18 protein-coding genes and 1 pseudogene are annotated in these 17157 nt (G+C 72.5%); 11 read left to right on the top strand and 8 right to left on the bottom strand.

What is annotated here, in order from left to right:
• Window positions 1-14: 14 nt before the first annotated feature.
• The gene (locus GHR20_RS31780; protein WP_153815127.1) at window positions 15-737 is read right to left on the bottom strand and encodes an alpha-ketoglutarate-dependent dioxygenase AlkB; all 723 of its coding nucleotides are present in this window, start codon (window positions 735-737) and stop codon (window positions 15-17) included.
• A gap of 15 nt (window positions 738-752) precedes the next feature.
• Window positions 753-1979 carry an MFS transporter gene (locus GHR20_RS31775; RefSeq protein ID WP_153815126.1) on the bottom strand — a complete coding sequence of 409 codons (1227 nt, stop codon included), beginning with the start codon at window positions 1977-1979 and terminating at the stop codon, window positions 753-755.
• An 89-nt stretch (window positions 1980-2068) separates the two neighbouring features.
• Between GHR20_RS31775 and GHR20_RS31770 the strand changes: the two genes are divergently transcribed.
• Together GHR20_RS31770 and GHR20_RS31765 are read left to right on the top strand one after the other, a co-directional pair.
• Window positions 2069-3097: a winged helix-turn-helix domain-containing protein gene (locus GHR20_RS31770; protein ID WP_153815125.1), complete on the top strand. Its 1029-nt coding sequence runs from the start codon at window positions 2069-2071 to the stop codon at window positions 3095-3097.
• Window positions 3098-3259: 162 nt separating this feature from the next.
• Window positions 3260-4393, top strand: a complete 1134-nt coding sequence (locus tag GHR20_RS31765) for a methyltransferase (RefSeq protein WP_153816211.1) — start codon at window positions 3260-3262, stop codon at window positions 4391-4393.
• Here GHR20_RS31765 and GHR20_RS31760 read toward each other — a convergent pair.
• Both GHR20_RS31760 and GHR20_RS31755 read right to left on the bottom strand, forming a co-directional pair.
• Window positions 4380-5255: a class II fructose-bisphosphate aldolase gene (locus GHR20_RS31760; protein ID WP_153815124.1), complete on the bottom strand. Its 876-nt coding sequence runs from the start codon at window positions 5253-5255 to the stop codon at window positions 4380-4382. The genes GHR20_RS31765 and GHR20_RS31760 overlap by 14 nt on opposite strands.
• 221 nt (window positions 5256-5476) lie before the next feature.
• Window positions 5477-6358, bottom strand: a pseudogene (locus GHR20_RS31755) (SIS domain-containing protein); the annotation flags it as partial.
• A gap of 160 nt (window positions 6359-6518) precedes the next feature.
• Here GHR20_RS31755 and GHR20_RS31750 point away from each other — a divergent pair.
• Window positions 6519-7298 (top strand): DeoR/GlpR family DNA-binding transcription regulator, encoded by a 780-nt coding sequence (locus GHR20_RS31750; protein ID WP_111583610.1) that lies wholly within the window; start codon window positions 6519-6521, stop codon window positions 7296-7298.
• 37 nt (window positions 7299-7335) lie between these two features.
• Here the strand turns inward: GHR20_RS31750 and GHR20_RS31745 are convergent, their stop codons facing one another.
• Both GHR20_RS31745 and GHR20_RS31740 read right to left on the bottom strand, forming a co-directional pair.
• Window positions 7336-7734, bottom strand: coding sequence for a luciferase family protein (locus tag GHR20_RS31745; protein ID WP_194859041.1), 399 nt, complete (start codon window positions 7732-7734; stop codon window positions 7336-7338).
• Between the two features lie 178 nt (window positions 7735-7912).
• Window positions 7913-8770, bottom strand: coding sequence for a sigma-70 family RNA polymerase sigma factor (locus GHR20_RS31740; protein WP_153815123.1), 858 nt, complete (start codon window positions 8768-8770; stop codon window positions 7913-7915).
• 78 nt (window positions 8771-8848) lie between these two features.
• Here GHR20_RS31740 and GHR20_RS31735 point away from each other — a divergent pair, with 78 nt between their 5' ends.
• Window positions 8849-9199: a DoxX family protein gene (locus GHR20_RS31735; RefSeq protein ID WP_153815122.1), complete on the top strand. Its 351-nt coding sequence runs from the start codon at window positions 8849-8851 to the stop codon at window positions 9197-9199.
• Between the two features lie 24 nt (window positions 9200-9223).
• Here the strand turns inward: GHR20_RS31735 and GHR20_RS31730 are convergent, their stop codons facing one another.
• The gene (locus GHR20_RS31730; protein WP_153815121.1) at window positions 9224-9721 is read right to left on the bottom strand and encodes an NUDIX domain-containing protein; all 498 of its coding nucleotides are present in this window, start codon (window positions 9719-9721) and stop codon (window positions 9224-9226) included.
• Window positions 9722-9880: 159 nt separating this feature from the next.
• Between GHR20_RS31730 and cutA the strand changes: the two genes are divergently transcribed.
• Entirely contained in the window at window positions 9881-10207 is a 327-nt protein-coding gene (cutA, locus tag GHR20_RS31725; protein WP_153815120.1) for a divalent-cation tolerance protein CutA, read from the top strand.
• A gap of 4 nt (window positions 10208-10211) precedes the next feature.
• Here the strand turns inward: cutA and GHR20_RS31720 are convergent, their stop codons facing one another.
• Window positions 10212-10580 carry a hypothetical protein gene (locus GHR20_RS31720; RefSeq protein ID WP_153815119.1) on the bottom strand — a complete coding sequence of 123 codons (369 nt, stop codon included), beginning with the start codon at window positions 10578-10580 and terminating at the stop codon, window positions 10212-10214.
• Between the two features lie 336 nt (window positions 10581-10916).
• On the opposite strand from GHR20_RS31720, the gene GHR20_RS31715 reads away from it, so the two are divergent.
• From GHR20_RS31715 to GHR20_RS31690, 6 genes are all read left to right on the top strand, one after another.
• A complete protein-coding gene (locus tag GHR20_RS31715; RefSeq protein WP_153815118.1) occupies window positions 10917-11555 on the top strand; it encodes an HAD family hydrolase in 639 nt (212 codons plus the stop codon).
• A gap of 99 nt (window positions 11556-11654) precedes the next feature.
• Window positions 11655-12842 carry a helix-turn-helix transcriptional regulator gene (locus tag GHR20_RS31710; protein WP_243878184.1) on the top strand — a complete coding sequence of 396 codons (1188 nt, stop codon included), beginning with the start codon at window positions 11655-11657 and terminating at the stop codon, window positions 12840-12842.
• A 386-nt stretch (window positions 12843-13228) separates the two neighbouring features.
• Entirely contained in the window at window positions 13229-13441 is a 213-nt protein-coding gene (locus tag GHR20_RS31705) for a hypothetical protein (RefSeq protein ID WP_146609788.1), read from the top strand.
• Window positions 13438-13818, top strand: a complete 381-nt coding sequence (locus GHR20_RS31700) for a DUF6415 family natural product biosynthesis protein (protein WP_153815117.1) — start codon at window positions 13438-13440, stop codon at window positions 13816-13818. Before GHR20_RS31705 ends, GHR20_RS31700 begins: the two co-directional genes overlap by 4 nt.
• Window positions 13819-14465: 647 nt before the next feature.
• Complete coding sequence (locus tag GHR20_RS31695) at window positions 14466-15635, top strand: methyltransferase domain-containing protein (protein WP_153815116.1); 1170 nt, start codon at window positions 14466-14468, stop codon at window positions 15633-15635.
• A 141-nt stretch (window positions 15636-15776) separates the two neighbouring features.
• Entirely contained in the window at window positions 15777-16955 is a 1179-nt protein-coding gene (locus tag GHR20_RS31690) for an MFS transporter (protein WP_153816208.1), read from the top strand.
• The last annotated feature ends 202 nt before the right edge of the window (window positions 16956-17157 follow it).

Raw genomic sequence — 17157 nt, 5'->3', positions numbered from 1 at the left:
GGCCCGCGCCGCCGTCACAGCCCGCTCACCCGCAGCGTGATGTTCAGCCGCCCGGCCAGCCCCAGCGAGGGCGGTGCCGTGTCCGGGTGGACGCGGGGCACCCCGTGGTAGGCGGCGCGGGCGGGGCCGCCGAAGACGAACAGGTCGCCGCTGCGCAGTTCGACGTCGGTGTACGGGCGGGTCCGGGTCGCGGTGTTGCCGAAGCGGAAGACGCAGGTGTCGCCGAGGGTCAGCGAGACCACCGGTGCGTCGGACCGCTCCTCGCTGTCGCGGTGCATGCCCATGTGGGCGGCACCGTCGTAGAAGTTGATCAGCGCGATGTCGTACGGCGGCCCGGGTACGGCCGCGGGACCCAGCGCGTCGGCCACCGCGCCGCGGGCCAGCTCGTCCAGCCATCCCGGGAAGGGCTTGACCGGGGCGCCGTCGCCGTCGGCGGCCGTAGGGGTGTACGCGTAGGGGTACTGATGCGGGCCCGGGCACCCGGGGTTGTCCCGTAGGGGCCGTCCGCAGGCGGGGCAGGCGCGTACGACGCCCCAGTGCATACCGAGGCAGACCTGGCGGGCCGACATGGTGCCGCCGCCCGGGGTGCGCACGGTGCGCAGGCCGGCCGGGGGCCGCGCCCAGTCCCGGCAGGCGGCGAGGAGTTCGGCCTGCCGCCCGGCCGGCAGCCAGTCGGGGACGTGCGCGGCGCCCGGCGCGATCCGCGCGCGCTCCCGGGGGAACAGTTCCGCGTCCACGCTCCCCATCCTGCCTCACGGGGACCAGTGCCAGCTGAGGATCCAGCCCGCGGTGACCACCGCCGCGCCGCCCGCCAGGGCGATCGCGCCGCCCGTTCCGATGCCCTCGGCCACCGAGCCGAAGCAGGCCGGGCCGACGCCCTGGAGCGTCATGTTGCCCGAGCCGAGCAGTCCGAATGCCTGGCCCTGGCCGTCCCTGGGCAGGGCGTCCAGGAAGGGCCGTTGCAGACCGAGCCCGTAGGCGAAGCCGGAGCCGGTGAGCAGCAGCAGAGCGCACGAGACGGCCACGCCGGGCTCGGCGGCGAAGCCGGCCAGCGGCAGTCCCATCAGGGCGGCCAGCGGGACCACCAGCCGCTCCCGGGCGAGCGGCGGCAGCAGCCGGCCCACCAGCAGGTCGCCGATCAGCATGCCGACCGGGAGACAGCCCATCAGCACCGCGTACCAGCCGGGTGCGAAATGCCGGCCGCCCGCGTAGGCGACGATCAGTCCCTCCGCGCCCGCGACGAACGCGGACGGCAGCCACTGGGCCAGCATCAGCCGTCGTCCCGTACGACCGCGCAGCAGCAGTCCGGCGCCGCGCAGGCTGGCCCGGACGGCACCGCCGTCGCCCCGGGCCCCGCCGGACACCCCCGGCTCCAGGCGGGGCAGCCGCAGCCGGACGGCGAGCGCGCAGCAGAGGTAGAGGGCGGCGCTCACCGCGAGCGCCCGGTGCGGGCCGAGCACCGCGACGGCCGCGCCGCCCAGCGCCAGGCCGAGCAGCTGTGCGCCGGAGGAGGCCATGTTGTTCAGCGAGCGGCCCAGTACGTAGGCGTCGTCCGTCAGCCACCGCGCCACCAGCCGGCTGGACGCGCCGCTGAACAGCGGGGTGGCGAGGGCGATCAGGGCCACGACACCGAGGCTCGCGGCGATCGGCATCCGCACCAGGGCGAGCAGCACGGCGGCGGCGCACTCCAGCGCGTAGCCGGAGGCGATGAGCGCGCGGGGTGGCAGCCGGTCGGCCAGGGAGCCGAACAGCAGCGAGCCGAACAGCTGCGGCAGGAAGCTGATGCCGAAGGCCAGCGCGCTGAAGAGCGCGGAGCCGGTGGCGGTGAAGACGAGCACCGAGAAGGTGGTGATCCGCAGCGAGTCCGCGGTGATCGCGACGGTGCGGGTGGTGAAGAGCAGCCGGAAGCGCGGCTCGGCCAGCACGTCCCGGTAGGTGGCCCGGCGGTTGCCCGGGAGGGGGTCGGCGGTTGTGGTCACGCCGGACAGCCTGGGTGTACGCCCCGCGCGGCCGCCAGTGATTCGTCCCTGGACGAATCGGAGCGGGCGTCCCGCGATAGCGTGCCGGGGTGCTCCGCTTCGAAGTCTCCGTCGAGGACCTGCTGCGCAGCCGGTTCGCGCTGTCGCCCGCGATGGAACTCTCCGCGCTGCTGCGCTCCCTGGACGGCCGGAACCGGCCGCTGCCGCGCGCCTGGGCGTCCCGGCTCCGGCCGGCCTTCGAGCGGCTTCGCCGGGAGACCGCGCTGGACGCCTTCCTCGCCCTGCACACCGCGCACTCCGGCGCGGACTTCGTCGCCCCGCCGCCGCGCGGTCTCGGCCAGACCTGGGCGGACGACCTGGCCTCGATCCGGGCCACCCCCCTGGCCGCGGCCCGCCCTGAACTCGCCGCCGCCGCGGCCCGCCCGGCAGGCCGCGATCCCCGGGTACGCGCGGTGCTGGACGCGGCGGACGCCGTCCCCCGGATCGCGGAGGCGATGGACCGCGCCTGGCGGGAGCTGCTCGCCGCGGACTGGCCGCAGCTGCGCGCGATCTGCGAGCGCGATGTCGTGCACCGGGTGGGGGTGATCGGCGAGCACGGCTGGGCCACGGCCATCGAGAGCCTGCACCCGGGCATCGTCTGGCACGAGGGCGGTATCGAACTCGGTTTCTTCCCCCGGGGCGGCACGGTCCGCCTGGTCGGGGACGGGCTCCTGCTGATCCCCTCGGTCTGCGTCGGGCCGTCCGTCGCCGCCCATCTGGAAGACCCCTGGCCCAGGACCCTGGTCTATCCCGCCCGCGGCACCGCCGCCCTGTGGGACGCGACCGAGACCGTGCCCGGACCGGACGCGCTGACCGCCCTGGTCGGCCGGGCCCGGGCCCGGCTGCTGGTGGCGCTGGACGCCCCGGCCAGCACCAGCCAGCTCGCCCGGGGCCTCGCCATGGCGCCGGGCGCGGTGGGTGACCATCTCGCCATCCTGCGCGCCGCGGGGCTGCTCGTCCGCGCGCGCTCCGGACGGTCGGTGCTGTACCGGCGCACCCCGCTCGGCGAGGCGCTGGTCGGCGGCGCGGGCTGCGGGTGCCGGTACGACGGGTCGTGGGTGCCGGTACGACGAGCCTAGGATGCCCGTACGACGAGCCGAAGGTCTCGGTACGAGAAGAGCACAAGCCGACAAGCGGCCTTTCCCGGTGGCCGCTCCGTGTCCGGGAAGACCCCCTCAAGCTCCGGGCCGTACGGGCCCTGATCTGCGGTTCCGCTAGCCTGGAGCGCGATGAGCGACCGTATGACGACACCGTGGGGCGAGGTCGAGCTGGCCCGCTTCCCCGAGGACCCTCGCGACCGGCTGCGTGCCTGGGACGCCTCCGACGCGTATCTGCTGCGCCATCTGGCGGCGGAGAACGTGCCGCTGACCGGCGAGGTGGTGGTGCTCGGGGACCGCTGGGGCGCCCTGGTGACGGCGCTGGCGGAGCACCGCCCGACGCAGGTCACCGACTCCTTCCTCGGCCAGGAGGCGAGCCGCGCCAACCTGGCGCGGGCCGGTGTCGAACCGGGCGCGGTGCAGCTGCTGACCACCCAGGACGAGCCGCCCGAGCGGGTGGACGTGCTGCTGGTGCGGGTGCCGAAGAGCCTCGCGCTGCTGGAGGACCAGCTGCTGCGGCTGGCGCCCGCCGTGCACCCGGGCACGGTGGTGATCGGCACCGGCATGGTGAAGGAGATCCACACCTCCACGCTTCAGCTCTTCGAGCGGATCCTCGGCCCGACCCGGACCTCGCTGGCCCAGCAGAAGGCCCGGCTGATCTTCTGCGCCCCCGACCCGGCGAGGGAACGGCCCGCGAACCCGTGGCCGCACCGCTACGACCTCCCCGCCGGCGTCGGCGCGATCTCCGGCCGCCCGGTCGTCAACCACGCGGGCGTCTTCTGCGCCGACCGGCTGGACATCGGTACCCGCTTCCTGCTCCGGCACCTGCCGGGCCCCGGTCCGGCCCGGGTGGTCGACCTCGGCTGCGGCAACGGCGTGGTCGGTACGGCGGTGGCGCTGGCCGACCCGGCGGCCGAAGTGCTGTTCGTGGACGAGTCGTTCCAGGCGGTGGCCGCGGCGGAGGCCACCTACAAGGCCAACGGGGTACCCGGGCATGCCGAGTTCCGGGTCGGCGACGGGCTCACCGGGGTGGCGCCCGACAGTGTGGACCTCGTCCTGAACAACCCGCCGTTCCACTCCCACCAGGCGACGACGGACGCGACCGCGCGGCGGATGTTCACCGGCGCGCGGCGCGCACTGCGGGCGGGCGGCGAGCTGCTGGTGATCGGCAACCGGCACCTGGGCTACCACGTCACCCTGAAGCGGGTCTTCGGCAACTGCGAACTCGTCGCCGGAGACCCGAAGTTCGTGCTGCTGAGGGCGGTCAAGAAGGCATAGCGGTCCCGGCGGCGCCGGTCACGACCGAGATGAGGCGCCGCACCTCCAGGGCCATCGCCTCCCTGCCGACGCTGAGGTACTTACGCGAGTCGACCGCCTCCGGGTGGGCGGCGAGGAACTCCCGGATCGCGCCGGTCATGGCGATGTTGAGCGCGGTGCCGACATTGACCTTGGCGATGCCGCCCTCGACCGCCTCGACCAGACCCGCGTCCGGTACGCCGGAGGAGCCGTGCAGCACCAGCGGGACGGGCAGCGCGGCGGACAGCCGTTTGAGCAGGGCGTGGTCGAGGGCGGCGGTGCGCGTGGTCATGGCGTGCACACTGCCGACGGCGACGGCCAGGGCGTCGACCCCGGTGCCGCCGACGTAGTCCCGGGCCTGCGCGGGGTCGGTACGGGCGCCGGGCGCGTGCGCGTCCAGCGGGGGCCGCCCGTCCTTGCCGCCGACCTCCCCCAACTCGGCCTCGATGTAGAGCCCTTGGGAGTGCGCCCAGTCGGCGGCCGCCCGGGTCGCGGCGAGGTTGTCGGGGTAGGGCAGCCGGGCCGCGTCGTACATCACCGAGCTGAACCCGGCGCCGGGCGCCTGGCGCAGCAGGTCGTCGCTCTGCACATGGTCCAGGTGCAACGCGACGGGTACGGAGGCCCGTTCGGCGGCGGCGCGGGCCGCGCGGGCCAGCGGCAGCAGCCGTCCGTAGCGGAACTTGACGGCGTTCTCGCTGACTTGGAGGACGACGGGGGCGCCGGCCGCCTCGGCGCCGGCGATGACGGCCTCGATGTGTTCCAGCGTGATGACGTTGAACGCGGCGACGGCCGAGCGGTCTTCGACGGCGCGGGCGACCAGCTCGCCGGTGGGCGCGAGGGGCACTTCGGGTGTCCTTCCGGGGCGCGGTACGGCGGGACGGGTCAGGCGGGGTCGGAGGGATCGGCGGAGGCGGCGGCTTCACGCGGGTCGCGGGGGCCGGGGACATCGGCGGACCCGGGGTTCACGGCCGCACCGGGGGTCCCGGGGGTCCCGGCCGCACCGGCGGAATCGGCCGGGCCGGCCGCATCCGGGGTGTCCTGGGCATCCGGCCCGGCAGACCCGCCCGGCGTGAGGATCACCGAGCGGGTGAGGTGGCGCGGCCGGTCCGGGTCGAGGCCGCGCGCGGCGGCGACGGCGACCGCCAGCCGCTGGGCGCGGACGAGTTCGGCGAGCGGGTCGAGGCCGCCCCCGATCCACAGCCCGCCGGTCTCCCGCACCTGTTCGGCGAGCCCCTCGGGCGCCTCGCCGAACATCCAGGTGGCGGTGCCCTTCGTGGTGATGCTGACCGGGCCGTGCCGGTACTCCATCGCCGGGTACGCCTCGGTCCAGGACAGGGACGCCTCGCGCATCTTCAGCCCGGCCTCGTTCGCTAGCCCGACCGTCCAGCCGCGCCCCAGGAAGGTGAACTGGGTGCATTCGACCAGCCCTTGGGGCAGCCGGGTGATGAGCGCGGTCCGGGCGTCGGTGACGACGGAGTCCGTGTGCAGGCCGAGATGGGCGCGCAGCAGGGTGAGGGCGGTGGTGGCGAACCGGGTCTGCACGACGGAGCGTTCGTCGGCGAAGTCCAGCACCACGAGATCGTCGGCGGCGCTCATCACGGGCGTCGCCGGGTCGGCGGTGACGGCCGTGGTGCGGGTCGCCGTCCCCCTCAACCGGCCCAGCAGTTCGAGTACTTCGGTGGTGGTGCCGGAGCGGGTGAGGGCGACCACCCGGTCGTACGACCGCCCGTACGGGAACTCCGAGGCGGCGAAGGCGTCGGTCTCGCCCTGCCCGGCCCCCTCGCGCAGGGCGGCCACCGCCTGCGCCATGAAGTACGAGGTCCCGCAGCCCACCACGGCGACCCGCTCGCCCGCCGCCGGCAGCGCGTCCCGGTGCCGTCCCGCCTCCTCGGCGGCCCGCGTCCAGCACGCGGGCTGGCTGTTCAGCTCGTCCTCGACATGGGTCATGCCCCATACCCTCCCCTGGCCTGGCTGATTGTTCCTGCAAGATATAGCGAGCTTTCGAGCACAATCAAGCATTCCGGTGGGACCGGGGGCGCACGACGGGGGTGCGCTAGGGTCACCGGTCGGAACGAGACGATGATCGATCGGAGAACGGAGGCCGCGGATGTCCCGGGACGCCCGGTGGAAGGCGCTGCTGGAACTGCTCGTGGAGCGCGGCCGGCTGGACGTCGAGGAGGCGGCGACCGAGCTGGCGGTGTCGGCGGCGACGATCCGGCGGGACTTCGACCAGCTCGCCGAGCAGCAGATGCTGGTCCGCACCCGGGGCGGCGCGGTGGTGCACGGGGTGTCGTACGAACTGCCCCTGCGTTACAAGACCGCACGCCGCGCCTCCGAGAAGCAGCGCATCGCGGGCGCGGTGGCCGATCTCGTCGCGCCGGGCGAGGCGGTGGGCCTGACCGGGGGTACGACGACCACGGAGGTGGCCCGCGCCCTCGCCGTGCGCGGTGATCTGGCCACCGGTTCCCCGGCGCTGACCGTGGTCACCAACGCGCTCAACATCGCCAACGAGCTGGCCGTGCGGCCCCAGTTCAAGATCGTGGTCACCGGCGGGGTGGCCCGCCCGCAGTCGTACGAGTTGATCGGGCCGCTCGCGGACGGGGTGCTCGGGCAGATCAGGCTGGACGTGGCGGTGCTCGGGGTGGTCGCCTTCGACGTGGTGCACGGCGCGGCGGCGCACGACGAGGCGGAGGCGGCGATCAACCGGCTGCTGTGCGAGCGCGCCGAACGGGTCGTGGTCGCCGCGGACTCCAGCAAGCTGGGCCAGCGGGCGTTCGCCCGGATCTGCCCCGCGCACCTGGTGGACACCCTGGTGACGGACACGGCGGTGGACCGGGAGACGGTCCACCGGTTCGAGGAGGCCGGGGTCCGCGTCATCGCCGTATGACGCGGACGCCATCCGGCTGCCGGCGCAGGCAACCCGGCTACCAGAGGGCGCCGAGGTCCACCTTCACGAATCCCTTGCCGCGCTGGTCGTTGCAGCCCATCAGGGGGCGGTCGACCGTATCGGGCGGGCCCTGCTGCGCCTGGAGCGCCACGCTGACCAGGGTCAGCAGCAGATCGACATCGCTCGCGGCGTCGAGGCGCAGGGTCACCCACGGCGAGCCGGGCACGATCCTGATCACGCCGGAGCGTTTGAGATCCCTGGCGAGCCGCCGGATGGCCCGGTCGGTCAGCCGCAGATCGACATCGCGGTCGGAATGGAAATGGACGATCTCACCCTTGGCGGAGACCACCGCCTGTCCCTGACCGCAGCTCGGCACGGCCTGTCTCAGGTCCGGCCAGGTCGCCAGTTGCGCGAACGCGCGCGAGGCCAACGTCATGGGCCCATCATGACGCGCTCACCCCGTTGCAACCAGCGCGTGCGCAAGCATTAACCGACCTGTATCCGGACCGGGTTGCCCCACCCATACACGCGTACGAACACAACGCAAGCGACCGTCCTGCCGATTCGGCCCCCCATCCGGCCAAACCCCCATGTCCGGGACCCACTTCGCCCGGTCACGGCTCCGCGCGCGCCGTGAAGACATCCGCGGGCCGTACCGGCCGCAACGTGATCCGGGTGACCCGGCCCCGGTCGGTGCCGACGTGGAGGACGGCGAGGGGGTGGCCGCCGGGCGCGATCAGATGGGCGGGGGCGCCGTTGACGGTGAGCGGGCAGGTCGCCCGGATACGGTCGGCGAAGCGCACGGTCTCGGTGGCGATGGCGGTCGCGCCGGTGACGACCGTACGCGCGCCGGGCGGGAGAAGGGCCGCGTCCGCGTCGCGCACGCTGTCGGGGGCCAGCAGCCGCAGCATCGCGCGGGTGTCGCCGGTGCGGGCCGCGGCCAGGAACGCCTCGACGATCTCGCGGTCCGGTGCCTGCCGGTGCTCCGCGGCGGGTGCCGGGGAGCGCAGGCGCTGCCGGGCCCGGCTGGCGTGCTTCTTGGCGCCGGGCACCGTCCCGTCGAGGACCTGGGCGACCCGGTCGAACGGCACGGCGAACAGATCGTGCAGGACGTAGGCGACACGCTGGGGCGGGGTCAGCCGCTCCAGGAGGACCAGCAGCGCGCGGGAGACATTCTCGGCCCGCAGGACCGCTTCGTCGGCGGACAGCTGCTCGGCCGGGATCGCGTCGGCGAGCAGCGGTGCCTCGCCGCGACGGCGGCGGGCGCGCAGCTCGTCGAGACAGATCCGGGCCGTGACGGTGGTCAGCCACCCGGCCGGATTCTCGACCGGCTGCGCGCCGTGCCCGGCGGCAGCCCGCAGCCACGCGGTCTGGACGGCGTCCTGGGCGTCATGGACGGAGCCCAGCATGCGATGGGCGACCGACAGCAGCTGAGGCCGGGCGGCCTCGAAGTCCTCGACCGTGATCGGCACGGGTGTCACCTTTCGGGGCTCGCGAACGTCGGGAGGGTCGGTTCAGCCCGGTCCTGTTCGCACCCCGAGGAGAGGCTCATGAGTCTACAGATCGCGTTCGCCCTGACCGTCCTGTGTGTCGCCGCCAACGCGTTCATCGCGCTCGCCGACTACCGCAGGGCACGGTTCGTGTCCGCCAACGCGGCACTGGTCGGCGTCCCGCCCACGGCCGTGCCGTACCTGGCCACCCTCAAGCTCGCCGGCGCGCTCGGCCTCGCCGCCGGGCTGCTCGGCGCCCCCAGGCTCGGCCTCGCGGCGGGCGCCGGTCTGACCGCGTTCTTCCTCGGCGCGCTCATCACCCACGTCCGCGCGCGAGTCCTGCACAACATCGCGTTCCCCGGCGTGTACCTGCTCCTCGCCATCGCGGCGACCGTCTACTTCGCGAGCTGAGCCCGGGGCCGGCGTCTGCGGTGTTCACAGACCGATCCACACCACGCTGCCCGGAGCCCCACCGTCGATCAGCGCCGCCAACGGGGTGGCCAGGTCACGCGGCGAGAACAGGTCCGTACCCCGATACCCGGCGATATCGCGCAGCTTCCACCAGCGAAAGCCCTCGATGTTCTCGGCGGCGAGCTCGTCGTCGGACAGCGCGCCGCGAGGGCGGAACGACGCGGTGCGCACCAGGAAGTAGTCATTGATCACGCCGTCATAGCCCTCCACGCGTCCAGGGCCGACGACCTCCTGGCGCCAGACCTGCGGCGGCTCGGCGTCAAGTTCGAGCCCCGTCTCCTCGCGCAACTCCCGGCGCAGCGCCGCAAGCGCGGACTCACCGCTCTCCACACCTCCACCGGGCGCCACCCACACGACGACCGGCCCCGCCGGCTCAGCAACGACGAGCCGGCACAGCAGAACCCGGTCCTCCTCATCGATAACGACCGCGCGGACGGAACGACGGAGGCGTAACAGGGCCATCGGCGCATGCTAGCCGTCCGCCCACAGCCAGAACGATCCGTCGGAATCGCTGCATCTGCTGAGCCGAGCTGCCCCACACCCGCTCATGGAGTTGTTTTTCTGAGCCAGTGAGCCGCGGTCCGTCTTCGCGGAGACCAGAGGTCGAGCTACGCTCGCGACATGGCTGACTACTTCCAAGTGTCTACGGCAACTCCGACACAGGAACAGGCTGTTGAACTGGCGCGCACGGTCGTCAGTCGTCGCCTGGCAGCAGGCGCTCAGATCATCGGCCCGGTAATCTCTGTCTTTTGGCACGACGGGGCGTTCGCTACAGGCGAGGAGTGGCAGCTGCTGCTGAAGACCACTGCCGCCCGCTATCCCGAGCTGGAAGCCCACATCCTGAAGCATCACCCCTGGCAGAACCCGGAGATCGCGGCAGTACCGATCGAAGCAGCATCCGCAGGCTGCCTGGAGTGGATCGCCGCGAACACGACACCGGTGGACTAGGACATCACGTCACGCCGGCCTTCTCCAGAACATCGGCGACCGCGGGGAGACCGTGATGCGGGCGCAGCTGCTCGATGAGTGGATTGAGGCGCTGCCTGAGCCGAACCGAAGCGACCTCGGCTGAAAGGTCGAGCGTGCGATCGGCCACCTTGGCAGCCTCCTCCACTTCGCCGGCCTGCCGATAGGACGCGGCAAACCACGACAGGTACAGACTCTTGTCACGCGCATGCGCATCGGCGTAGCTGTTCAACGCCTTGGTCAGCACCGGCACGGCGCGCAGGAGCCTGCGCAGCTCCGCCCAGCACCGACCGGTCATGATCTGTAAGTCGGTGGCGTCGGCCCAGGCCGCCCAATCGGGCTGAGGGGCTGTCATCGGATTCAGCGAGAGCTGCTTCGGCGCCCTCCCGGGCGCGCTCGCATGCGCTGCCGCGCCCGGTCCCGGCATAGGCCCACGCAAGCCGCCCGTGTGCAGGCTGGCTGCATCCGCTGGCCGACCAGCATCGAAGGCCGCCCATCCCGCCTGCTGGGCCTGCTCGGCGAGAACCGACAAAAGGCCCTGTCTCGAACTCAGTGTGTGGGTAGTCCCGGTTAGCCGAAGATTGCTCCCGCGGCCCATCACACCCAGAAGTCCTTCGCCAAGGCCAGCGGCATCTTCGGATTGAATTGCGCGTTCGAATTCTTGCGCCACGAAAGCACGTACGCTTCACGGGTGATTGAGAGCATTGTGTTCGACATCGGCGAGACGATCATCCGTGACGATCGCTATTGGGCGTCGTGGGCGGACTGGCTCAACGTCCCGAGACACACCCTGTCTGCCCTCGTCGGAGCCGTCGTGGCCGCAGGCCAGGACAATGCAGAAGCGATCCGGCTGCTGCGGCCAGGCATCGACCTCGACGCGGAGTACCGCGCCCGCGAGGCGGCAGGCCGAGGCGAGCACCTCGATGAGGGCGACCTCTACGACGACGTGCGATCCGCTCTCTCTGCCCTCCGTCAGGCGGGCGTCCGAGTCATCATCGCCGGCAACCAGACCGCACGCGCAGGCCGGCTGCTGCGCGATCTGGACCTGCCCGCCGACCTGATCGTCACATCGGCGGAGTGGGGCGTGGCCAAGCCGCAGCCTGAGTTCTTCCAGCGCGTCATCGAGGTGGCCGAGGTCCCGCCGGCCCACACCGTCTACGTCGGGGATCACCCGGCGAACGATGTCCATCCCGCGAAGGCGGCCGGCCTGCGCTCCGCGCACCTGCGGCGCGGACCCTGGGGGCACCTCTGGGCCGATGACCCGAAGACCGTGGCGGCAGCGGACTGGCGCATCGACACCCTCATGGAGCTGGTGAGTCTCTCGGGGTGACAACAAGGAAGCATCCCAGGCGAGTTGATGGGGCTGCTTCGGGTAGAGACGCGGTCACGCGCGCGTACCGTTCGGAGTGGATGCCCGAACGGAGACGGTATGCACGCGAACACCGACGGAGGAGTAGGCCGACGGATCGCCTACTACCGAAGCGTCGTCCGACCCAAGATGACCCAGCAGGAACTGGCGAATGCCGCCTGCGTCGCTCTGGGGACGATCCGAAAAATCGAGCGCGGTGAGAGAGGAGTCAGCGACGACACCCTCCAGGCCATCGCCGATGCACTGGGAGTCGACCCTGTACGACTGCGCCACGATCGGGGAGCTGCCCACACTCAGGCCCGGGACGGGCTACCAGCTCTGTCGGCCGCCATCGCCGCGTACGACTGCCCCGACGACGGTCCCGTCCGGTCGGTGTCCGAGCTGCGCGACGTAGTCGATGCAGCAGTGAAGTGGCGGCTCGGCGCACAGTACACGCGGATCGTGCGCGACCTCCCGGACCTGCTGACCGAGCTGACGCGCGCCTACCACACGGCAGCCGGCGGCGAACGAGCCGAAGTAGCACAGCTACTGGTGAGCGCCTACCGCTGCGCCGACGCCGCCGCCTACAAGCTCGGCGCACACGACCTCTCAGCGCGCCTGATCGAACTGATGCGATGGGCGACGGGAGCAGCCGAGAACCCTCTACTGACGGCGTCCGTGGCGTACGTGCGCACCGAGACCTTCTTCGCGGCCCGGGCTCACGCTGCCGGCCTGTGCGCGCTCAGGCAGGCCATCGACACGGCACCCGCACCGACAACCGCAGTGCAGCGCGCCGCGCGCGGGGCACTGCACATGAGGGCCGCCGTCATCGCTGGCCGCGCCAAGGACACGGACGCCGCGGCCCTACACCTGAGCGACGCCGAGCGTCTGGCCGAGCAGGTGAAGGACGACGTGTACTACGGCACCGCATTCGGGCCCGACTCCGTACGCATTCACCAGGTGTCGGTCGCGGTCAGCCTGGGTGGCGACCACGCGAGCGCTGCCCTGGACGTCACGCACGAGTGGAAGCCTCCAGCCGGCCTCGGTGCAGAGCGCCGCTCAGGCTTCTACATCGAGCTGGCGCGCGCCCAGCTCTGGGCGGGCATGCCCGACGGCGCGTTCGAGTCGCTGAAGGCCGCCCGCAAGATCGCGCCTCAGCACACCCGTGACCATCCCTGGGTCCGGGAGGATGCTTCGACGCTGCGGCGCCTGCGCCGCGCCGACTCGGAGACACTGACGTCCTTCGCGGAGTGGTGCGCCGCAACCTGAGCACAACCCGTTCCCAAGTACCCCTCACCGGGGTACTTGTGATGCTTCCTCAGCCCCAACATGAGTGCCACGCGCAGGCACCAAGGATGGGCACGGAAGATGCAGGAAGCACGTTCGCTCACGCCAGCGGTCGTTGACCGTCGTGTGAGCATCGTCCGCCTTCACGGCGAGGCGTGCTTCGACTGCGGAGCCGTGAACCGTCCTCTGCGCGTGGCGGGCGAAGTCGTCGTCTCCGGCGCGACCAGAGTCTGGCAGGTCCGCTCGTGCGGCTGTCGGCCCCGGATGACGCCGAGTCGACCGCGCCTGGCAGGTGCCACGCAAGGCCCGGCGACCGCGCGAACGGCCCCGGGTGTGGCCAACGCTCAAACCCGACAGGGAGCGTCGACATGACAAACGCTACCGCCCAGACGCCGACGAACGCACGGGGTGGCCGGATGACGATGCGGGTCTACACCGTGGACCGCTACGGCACGATCACCCAGGACCGCGGCACGGTCACCGTGGCCGTCGACGGCAAGCTGCCGCCGCTGCCCCAGCCCGACTCCTACCCGGCGTGCCAGTGCCCGCTCCACCGCGTCGTGCTGCCGGTGACCCGATGAGCGCCCCCGCGAAGCAAACCGCCGGCACGGCGCCCGTGGACACCATCACCATGCGCGAGACCGTCGCCCGAGCGCTCGGGTCCGAAGGCGAGACCGACGCGCCGCCGCCGACGCCCGAGAACCTCGACATCCTCATCGGCCAACTGCGCGGCCACCTGGAGCTGCTCATCCCCGAGGTGGAGCAGATGCTCGCCCGGCTGCCGAAGGACGGCACCGCCCGGTACTGCGCGGGCGCCTGCGCTGGAGAGGCCCGCGGCAAGCTCCAGGCCCGGCCGGCGCCCCGCGCCGACGGCGAGCTGGAGTACGCCCGACGTCTGGCGCGCGTCCTGCGGGCGCTCCTCGACCACTTCGAGGGCAACGCGATCCCGTCGTCGTGAAGACGATCGTCGGCCTGTTCATGTTCGTGGCCGCCGTGACAACCCCCGCCCTCGTCCTGGTGCTCACGAGGGCCTCGCACTGACGCACCCCCATGGCGGCCGTCTCGGGTCAGGGCCGCACCCACAGCCCCGCCGCTGGAAGGCAGCTGCTCGCCTTCCGCCACGAGCGCGGCGGGACCGCCGCCCCGCCCGGGATCCGGAAGACCCGGGCGGGGTGCGCGCCGCGAAGGAGATCCATGGAGACCTGTACAGCCGCAGCCCCGGAGTCGGACCTCGAGCCGCCTCAGGAGAAAGAACCCGCGCCGCACGGCAACGGCTGCGTCTCTGCCGTGAATACGCCGAACTGCCCGACCGCGCTGATGTCCGGACCGAGCATCGGGCCCGCGACCTCTTCCTTCCGGAGGCCCAGCGTGGCCGCTGTGGGCCGGCGCTTACCCCGGCGGAACCCGTGATCTTCCGTCCTGTCGGGACGGACGCCGCCTTTCCATCCGGATCGGCGGCAAGGAGTATGGAATCGAAGGAGACACGATGAAGGTATCCACGGCGGATGGCCGACGACAAGGACAAGGTGCCCGGTACGCCGTGGCCGGGCCCGATCGTCCCTCCGTCCCCCGACGGCGGCCCCAAAGTCTGGATCCTCGGCTGAGATGACGCTCACTGGAGTCGAGGGGGCGCGGTCCGAGCTGGGCCGCTCGCTCCTGGAACGCAAGCACCTGTCCGCCGACTGGCTCCCGGCGTTCGCCGCGGTGCCCCGGTCGGCCTTCCTGCCACCCGTGGTCTGGCCCTTCGACATGGGCACCGGCACCACTGTCGTCGTGGACCAGCGTGACGAGCCGGACCTCTGGTCGTCGTACGCCAACGCGGACGTCCCTCTCGTCACCCAGTGGGACGACGGCTCAAGCGACGGGCACGGCAGCGTGCCCACCTCGTCAGCGTCCATGCCGTCGGTCGTCTTCCGCATGCTGTCGGCCCTGGAGGTCGAGCCCGGACACCGCGTCCTGGAGGTCGGCACCGGGACCGGATGGAACGCGGGGCTCCTGGTCCACCGCCTCGGCGCGGGGAACGTCGTCAGCATCGAGATCGATCCGCGTGTGGCCGATGCGGCGCGTGACCGTCTGGCGGCCCAGCAACTGCTCGGGGCCGTCCTGACCCGGGACGGCGAGGACGGCGACGAGACGGGAGCGCCGTACGACCGGATCATCGCCACGGCCGGGGTCCGCCAAATTCCGCCCGCGTGGCTCCGGGACGCCCCCGGCGGGATGATCCTCGCCCCGTGGGGAACGCACTTCGGCAACGAGGAAGCGCTCGTACGGCTCCGCGTGTCCGAGGACGGCGGCATCGCCGAGGGCCGTTTCCTGGGGCCGGTCGAGTTCATGAGGTTACGCGGCCAGCGCTCCTCGTTCGCCGGGCATGACGCCTACGTGCCGAACGGGGTGGCCGGCGCCGACCGCGGCACCACGACCGTCACCGAGGAGCAACTGCTCGGCGGAGGCGACCGGTTCGCAGCCCGGCGGTTCGCCGTGGGGCTGCTGGTGCGCAACTGCTCCCAGCAGGTGGCGGACAAGCGGGACGGCACGCGGCCGGTGTGGTTCTACGGGCTGACGGACCGGTCCTGGGCCTGCGTCCTGTTCCAGGACGGCCACGCGGAGGCCACGGTGTGGCAGTCCGGGCCCCGGCGGCTGTGGGACGAGGTGGCGACGGCACTCGCCTGGTGGCGGGCCGCCGGAGAGCCGGGCTACGAGCGCCTCGGGCTCACCGTCACCGCGCACGGCCGATGTGCCTGGCTGGACCGCCCGGCGGATTCCTGGCAGCTCTGAGACCGGAACCCCCTGCTTGTCCCCCGAGACCGACGAGCAGGGCAGGGCAGGGGCCGCCGGGCAATCCCCTTGCTCCATGCCTCGGCCGCCCCCTACGCTGAGTTTGTGCCGCTAATAAACAAACCCCGTACGCACAGCGTCGTGCCGGGCCGGGAACTCGTCGGGCTGCGGGTCGCGATCACCGCGTTCTTCGCGCTGGACGGGTTCATATTCTCCGGATGGGTGGTGCGGATCCCAGACATCAAGCACCAGACCCATGCCTCCGCCGGAGCCCTCGGGCTCGCGCTGCTCGGGGTGTCCGCCGGGGCCGTGCTGACCATGATGCTGACCGGGCAGCTGTGCCGCCGCTACGGCAGCCATCCGGTGACCGTGGTCTGGATGGTCGTCCTCGCCCTCAGCGTCGCCCTCCCCCCGCTCACCCATTCCGCGCTCGCGCTCGGCGCCGTACTCCTCATCTTCGGCGCGGCGTATGGAGGCGTGAACGTCGCTTTCAACGCCGCCGCCGTCGAGCTCGTCGCCGCCGTACGACGGCCGATCATGCCCAGTTTCCACGCCGCGTTCAGCCTCGGCGGGATGGTCGGCGCGGGTGTCGGCGGGCTGGTCGCCGGGTTCCTCTCCCCCACCCGCCATCTGCTCGGGATCACCGTGCTCGGGCTGCTCGTGACCGCCGTCGCCGGGCGCAGCCTGCTGCGGCACGAGCCTCCGGCGCCGCCTCTGGACGACCGGGGGCGCACGGCGCCCGCGGCGGCCGGCGCGGGGCGGGCGCCCCGCGTCGCCGGGCGCTGGCTCGTCGTCGGATTCGGGCTGGTCGCGCTGTGCGACGCGTACGGCGAGGGCGCCATGGCCGACTGGGGCGCGCTGCATCTCCAGCAGGACCTGACGGCGTCCGCGGGGACGGCGGCCGCCGGGTACGCCTGCTTCGCGCTCGCCATGACCGCCGGGCGGCTGTCGGGCACGGCGTTGCTGGGCCGCCTCGGCCGGGCCCGCACGGTGATCGCCGGCGGCTCGGTCGCGGCGGCGGGCATGCTGCTCGGCTCGCTCGCGCCGTCGCTCTGGATGGCGCTGGCCGGCTTCGCGATCACCGGGCTCGGCCTTGCCAACATCTTCCCGGTCGCCATCGAGCGGGCGGGCGCGCTGGCCGGGGCGTCCGGCGTCGCGATCGCCTCCACCCTCGGGTACGGCGGCATGCTCCTCGGGCCGCCCATGATCGGCTTCATGACCGACTGGTTCTCCCTGCCCACCGCGCTCACCACCGTCGCCGCGCTGGCCGCCGTGGCCGCCCTGATCGGGGTGGCGACGCGCCGGGCCCTGAACGGCTGACGCCGCCCGGAAGGGCCGGCACTGTCTGTGGCCGGACCCACGCCGGCCGTCCGCCGTACGTCCCCGCTATCATTGGCGTATGCATCTTTCGTCGTGTCTGTGCTGGTGGCGCTCCTCGTAGGAGCGGCCGCCAGACAGGCATGAAGCGGGCCGTTCGCATGGACGGCCCTTTTTTTCATGTCCCTGGAACCAGGGGGCGGGG

Origin of the sequence: Streptomyces sp. SUK 48 (genome assembly GCF_009650765.1) — a bacterium.
In the GTDB taxonomy this organism is placed as follows: Bacteria; Actinomycetota; Actinomycetes; order Streptomycetales; family Streptomycetaceae; genus Streptomyces.
The sequence above is the reverse complement of the archived record's forward strand: the minus strand, read 5'-3'. Positions and strand labels throughout refer to the sequence as shown.

What these genes read in the sequence shown, in the direction of transcription:
- GHR20_RS31765 (WP_153816211.1), top strand. Translation starts at nt 3,260, where the DNA reads ATGACGACACCGTGGGGCGAGGTCGAGCTGGCCCGCTTCCCCGAGGAC.
- GHR20_RS31750 (WP_111583610.1), top strand. Translation starts at nt 6,519, where the DNA reads ATGTCCCGGGACGCCCGGTGGAAGGCGCTGCTGGAACTGCTCGTGGAG.
- GHR20_RS31745 (WP_194859041.1), bottom strand. Translation starts at nt 7,734, where the DNA reads ATGACGTTGGCCTCGCGCGCGTTCGCGCAACTGGCGACCTGGCCGGAC.
- GHR20_RS31735 (WP_153815122.1), top strand. Translation starts at nt 8,849, where the DNA reads ATGAGTCTACAGATCGCGTTCGCCCTGACCGTCCTGTGTGTCGCCGCC.
- GHR20_RS31730 (WP_153815121.1), bottom strand. Translation starts at nt 9,721, where the DNA reads ATGGCCCTGTTACGCCTCCGTCGTTCCGTCCGCGCGGTCGTTATCGAT.
- cutA (WP_153815120.1), top strand. Translation starts at nt 9,881, where the DNA reads ATGGCTGACTACTTCCAAGTGTCTACGGCAACTCCGACACAGGAACAG.
- GHR20_RS31720 (WP_153815119.1), bottom strand. Translation starts at nt 10,580, where the DNA reads ATGACAGCCCCTCAGCCCGATTGGGCGGCCTGGGCCGACGCCACCGAC.
- GHR20_RS31710 (WP_243878184.1), top strand. Translation starts at nt 11,655, where the DNA reads ATGCACGCGAACACCGACGGAGGAGTAGGCCGACGGATCGCCTACTAC.
- GHR20_RS31705 (WP_146609788.1), top strand. Translation starts at nt 13,229, where the DNA reads ATGACAAACGCTACCGCCCAGACGCCGACGAACGCACGGGGTGGCCGG.
- GHR20_RS31700 (WP_153815117.1), top strand. Translation starts at nt 13,438, where the DNA reads ATGAGCGCCCCCGCGAAGCAAACCGCCGGCACGGCGCCCGTGGACACC.
- GHR20_RS31695 (WP_153815116.1), top strand. Translation starts at nt 14,466, where the DNA reads ATGACGCTCACTGGAGTCGAGGGGGCGCGGTCCGAGCTGGGCCGCTCG.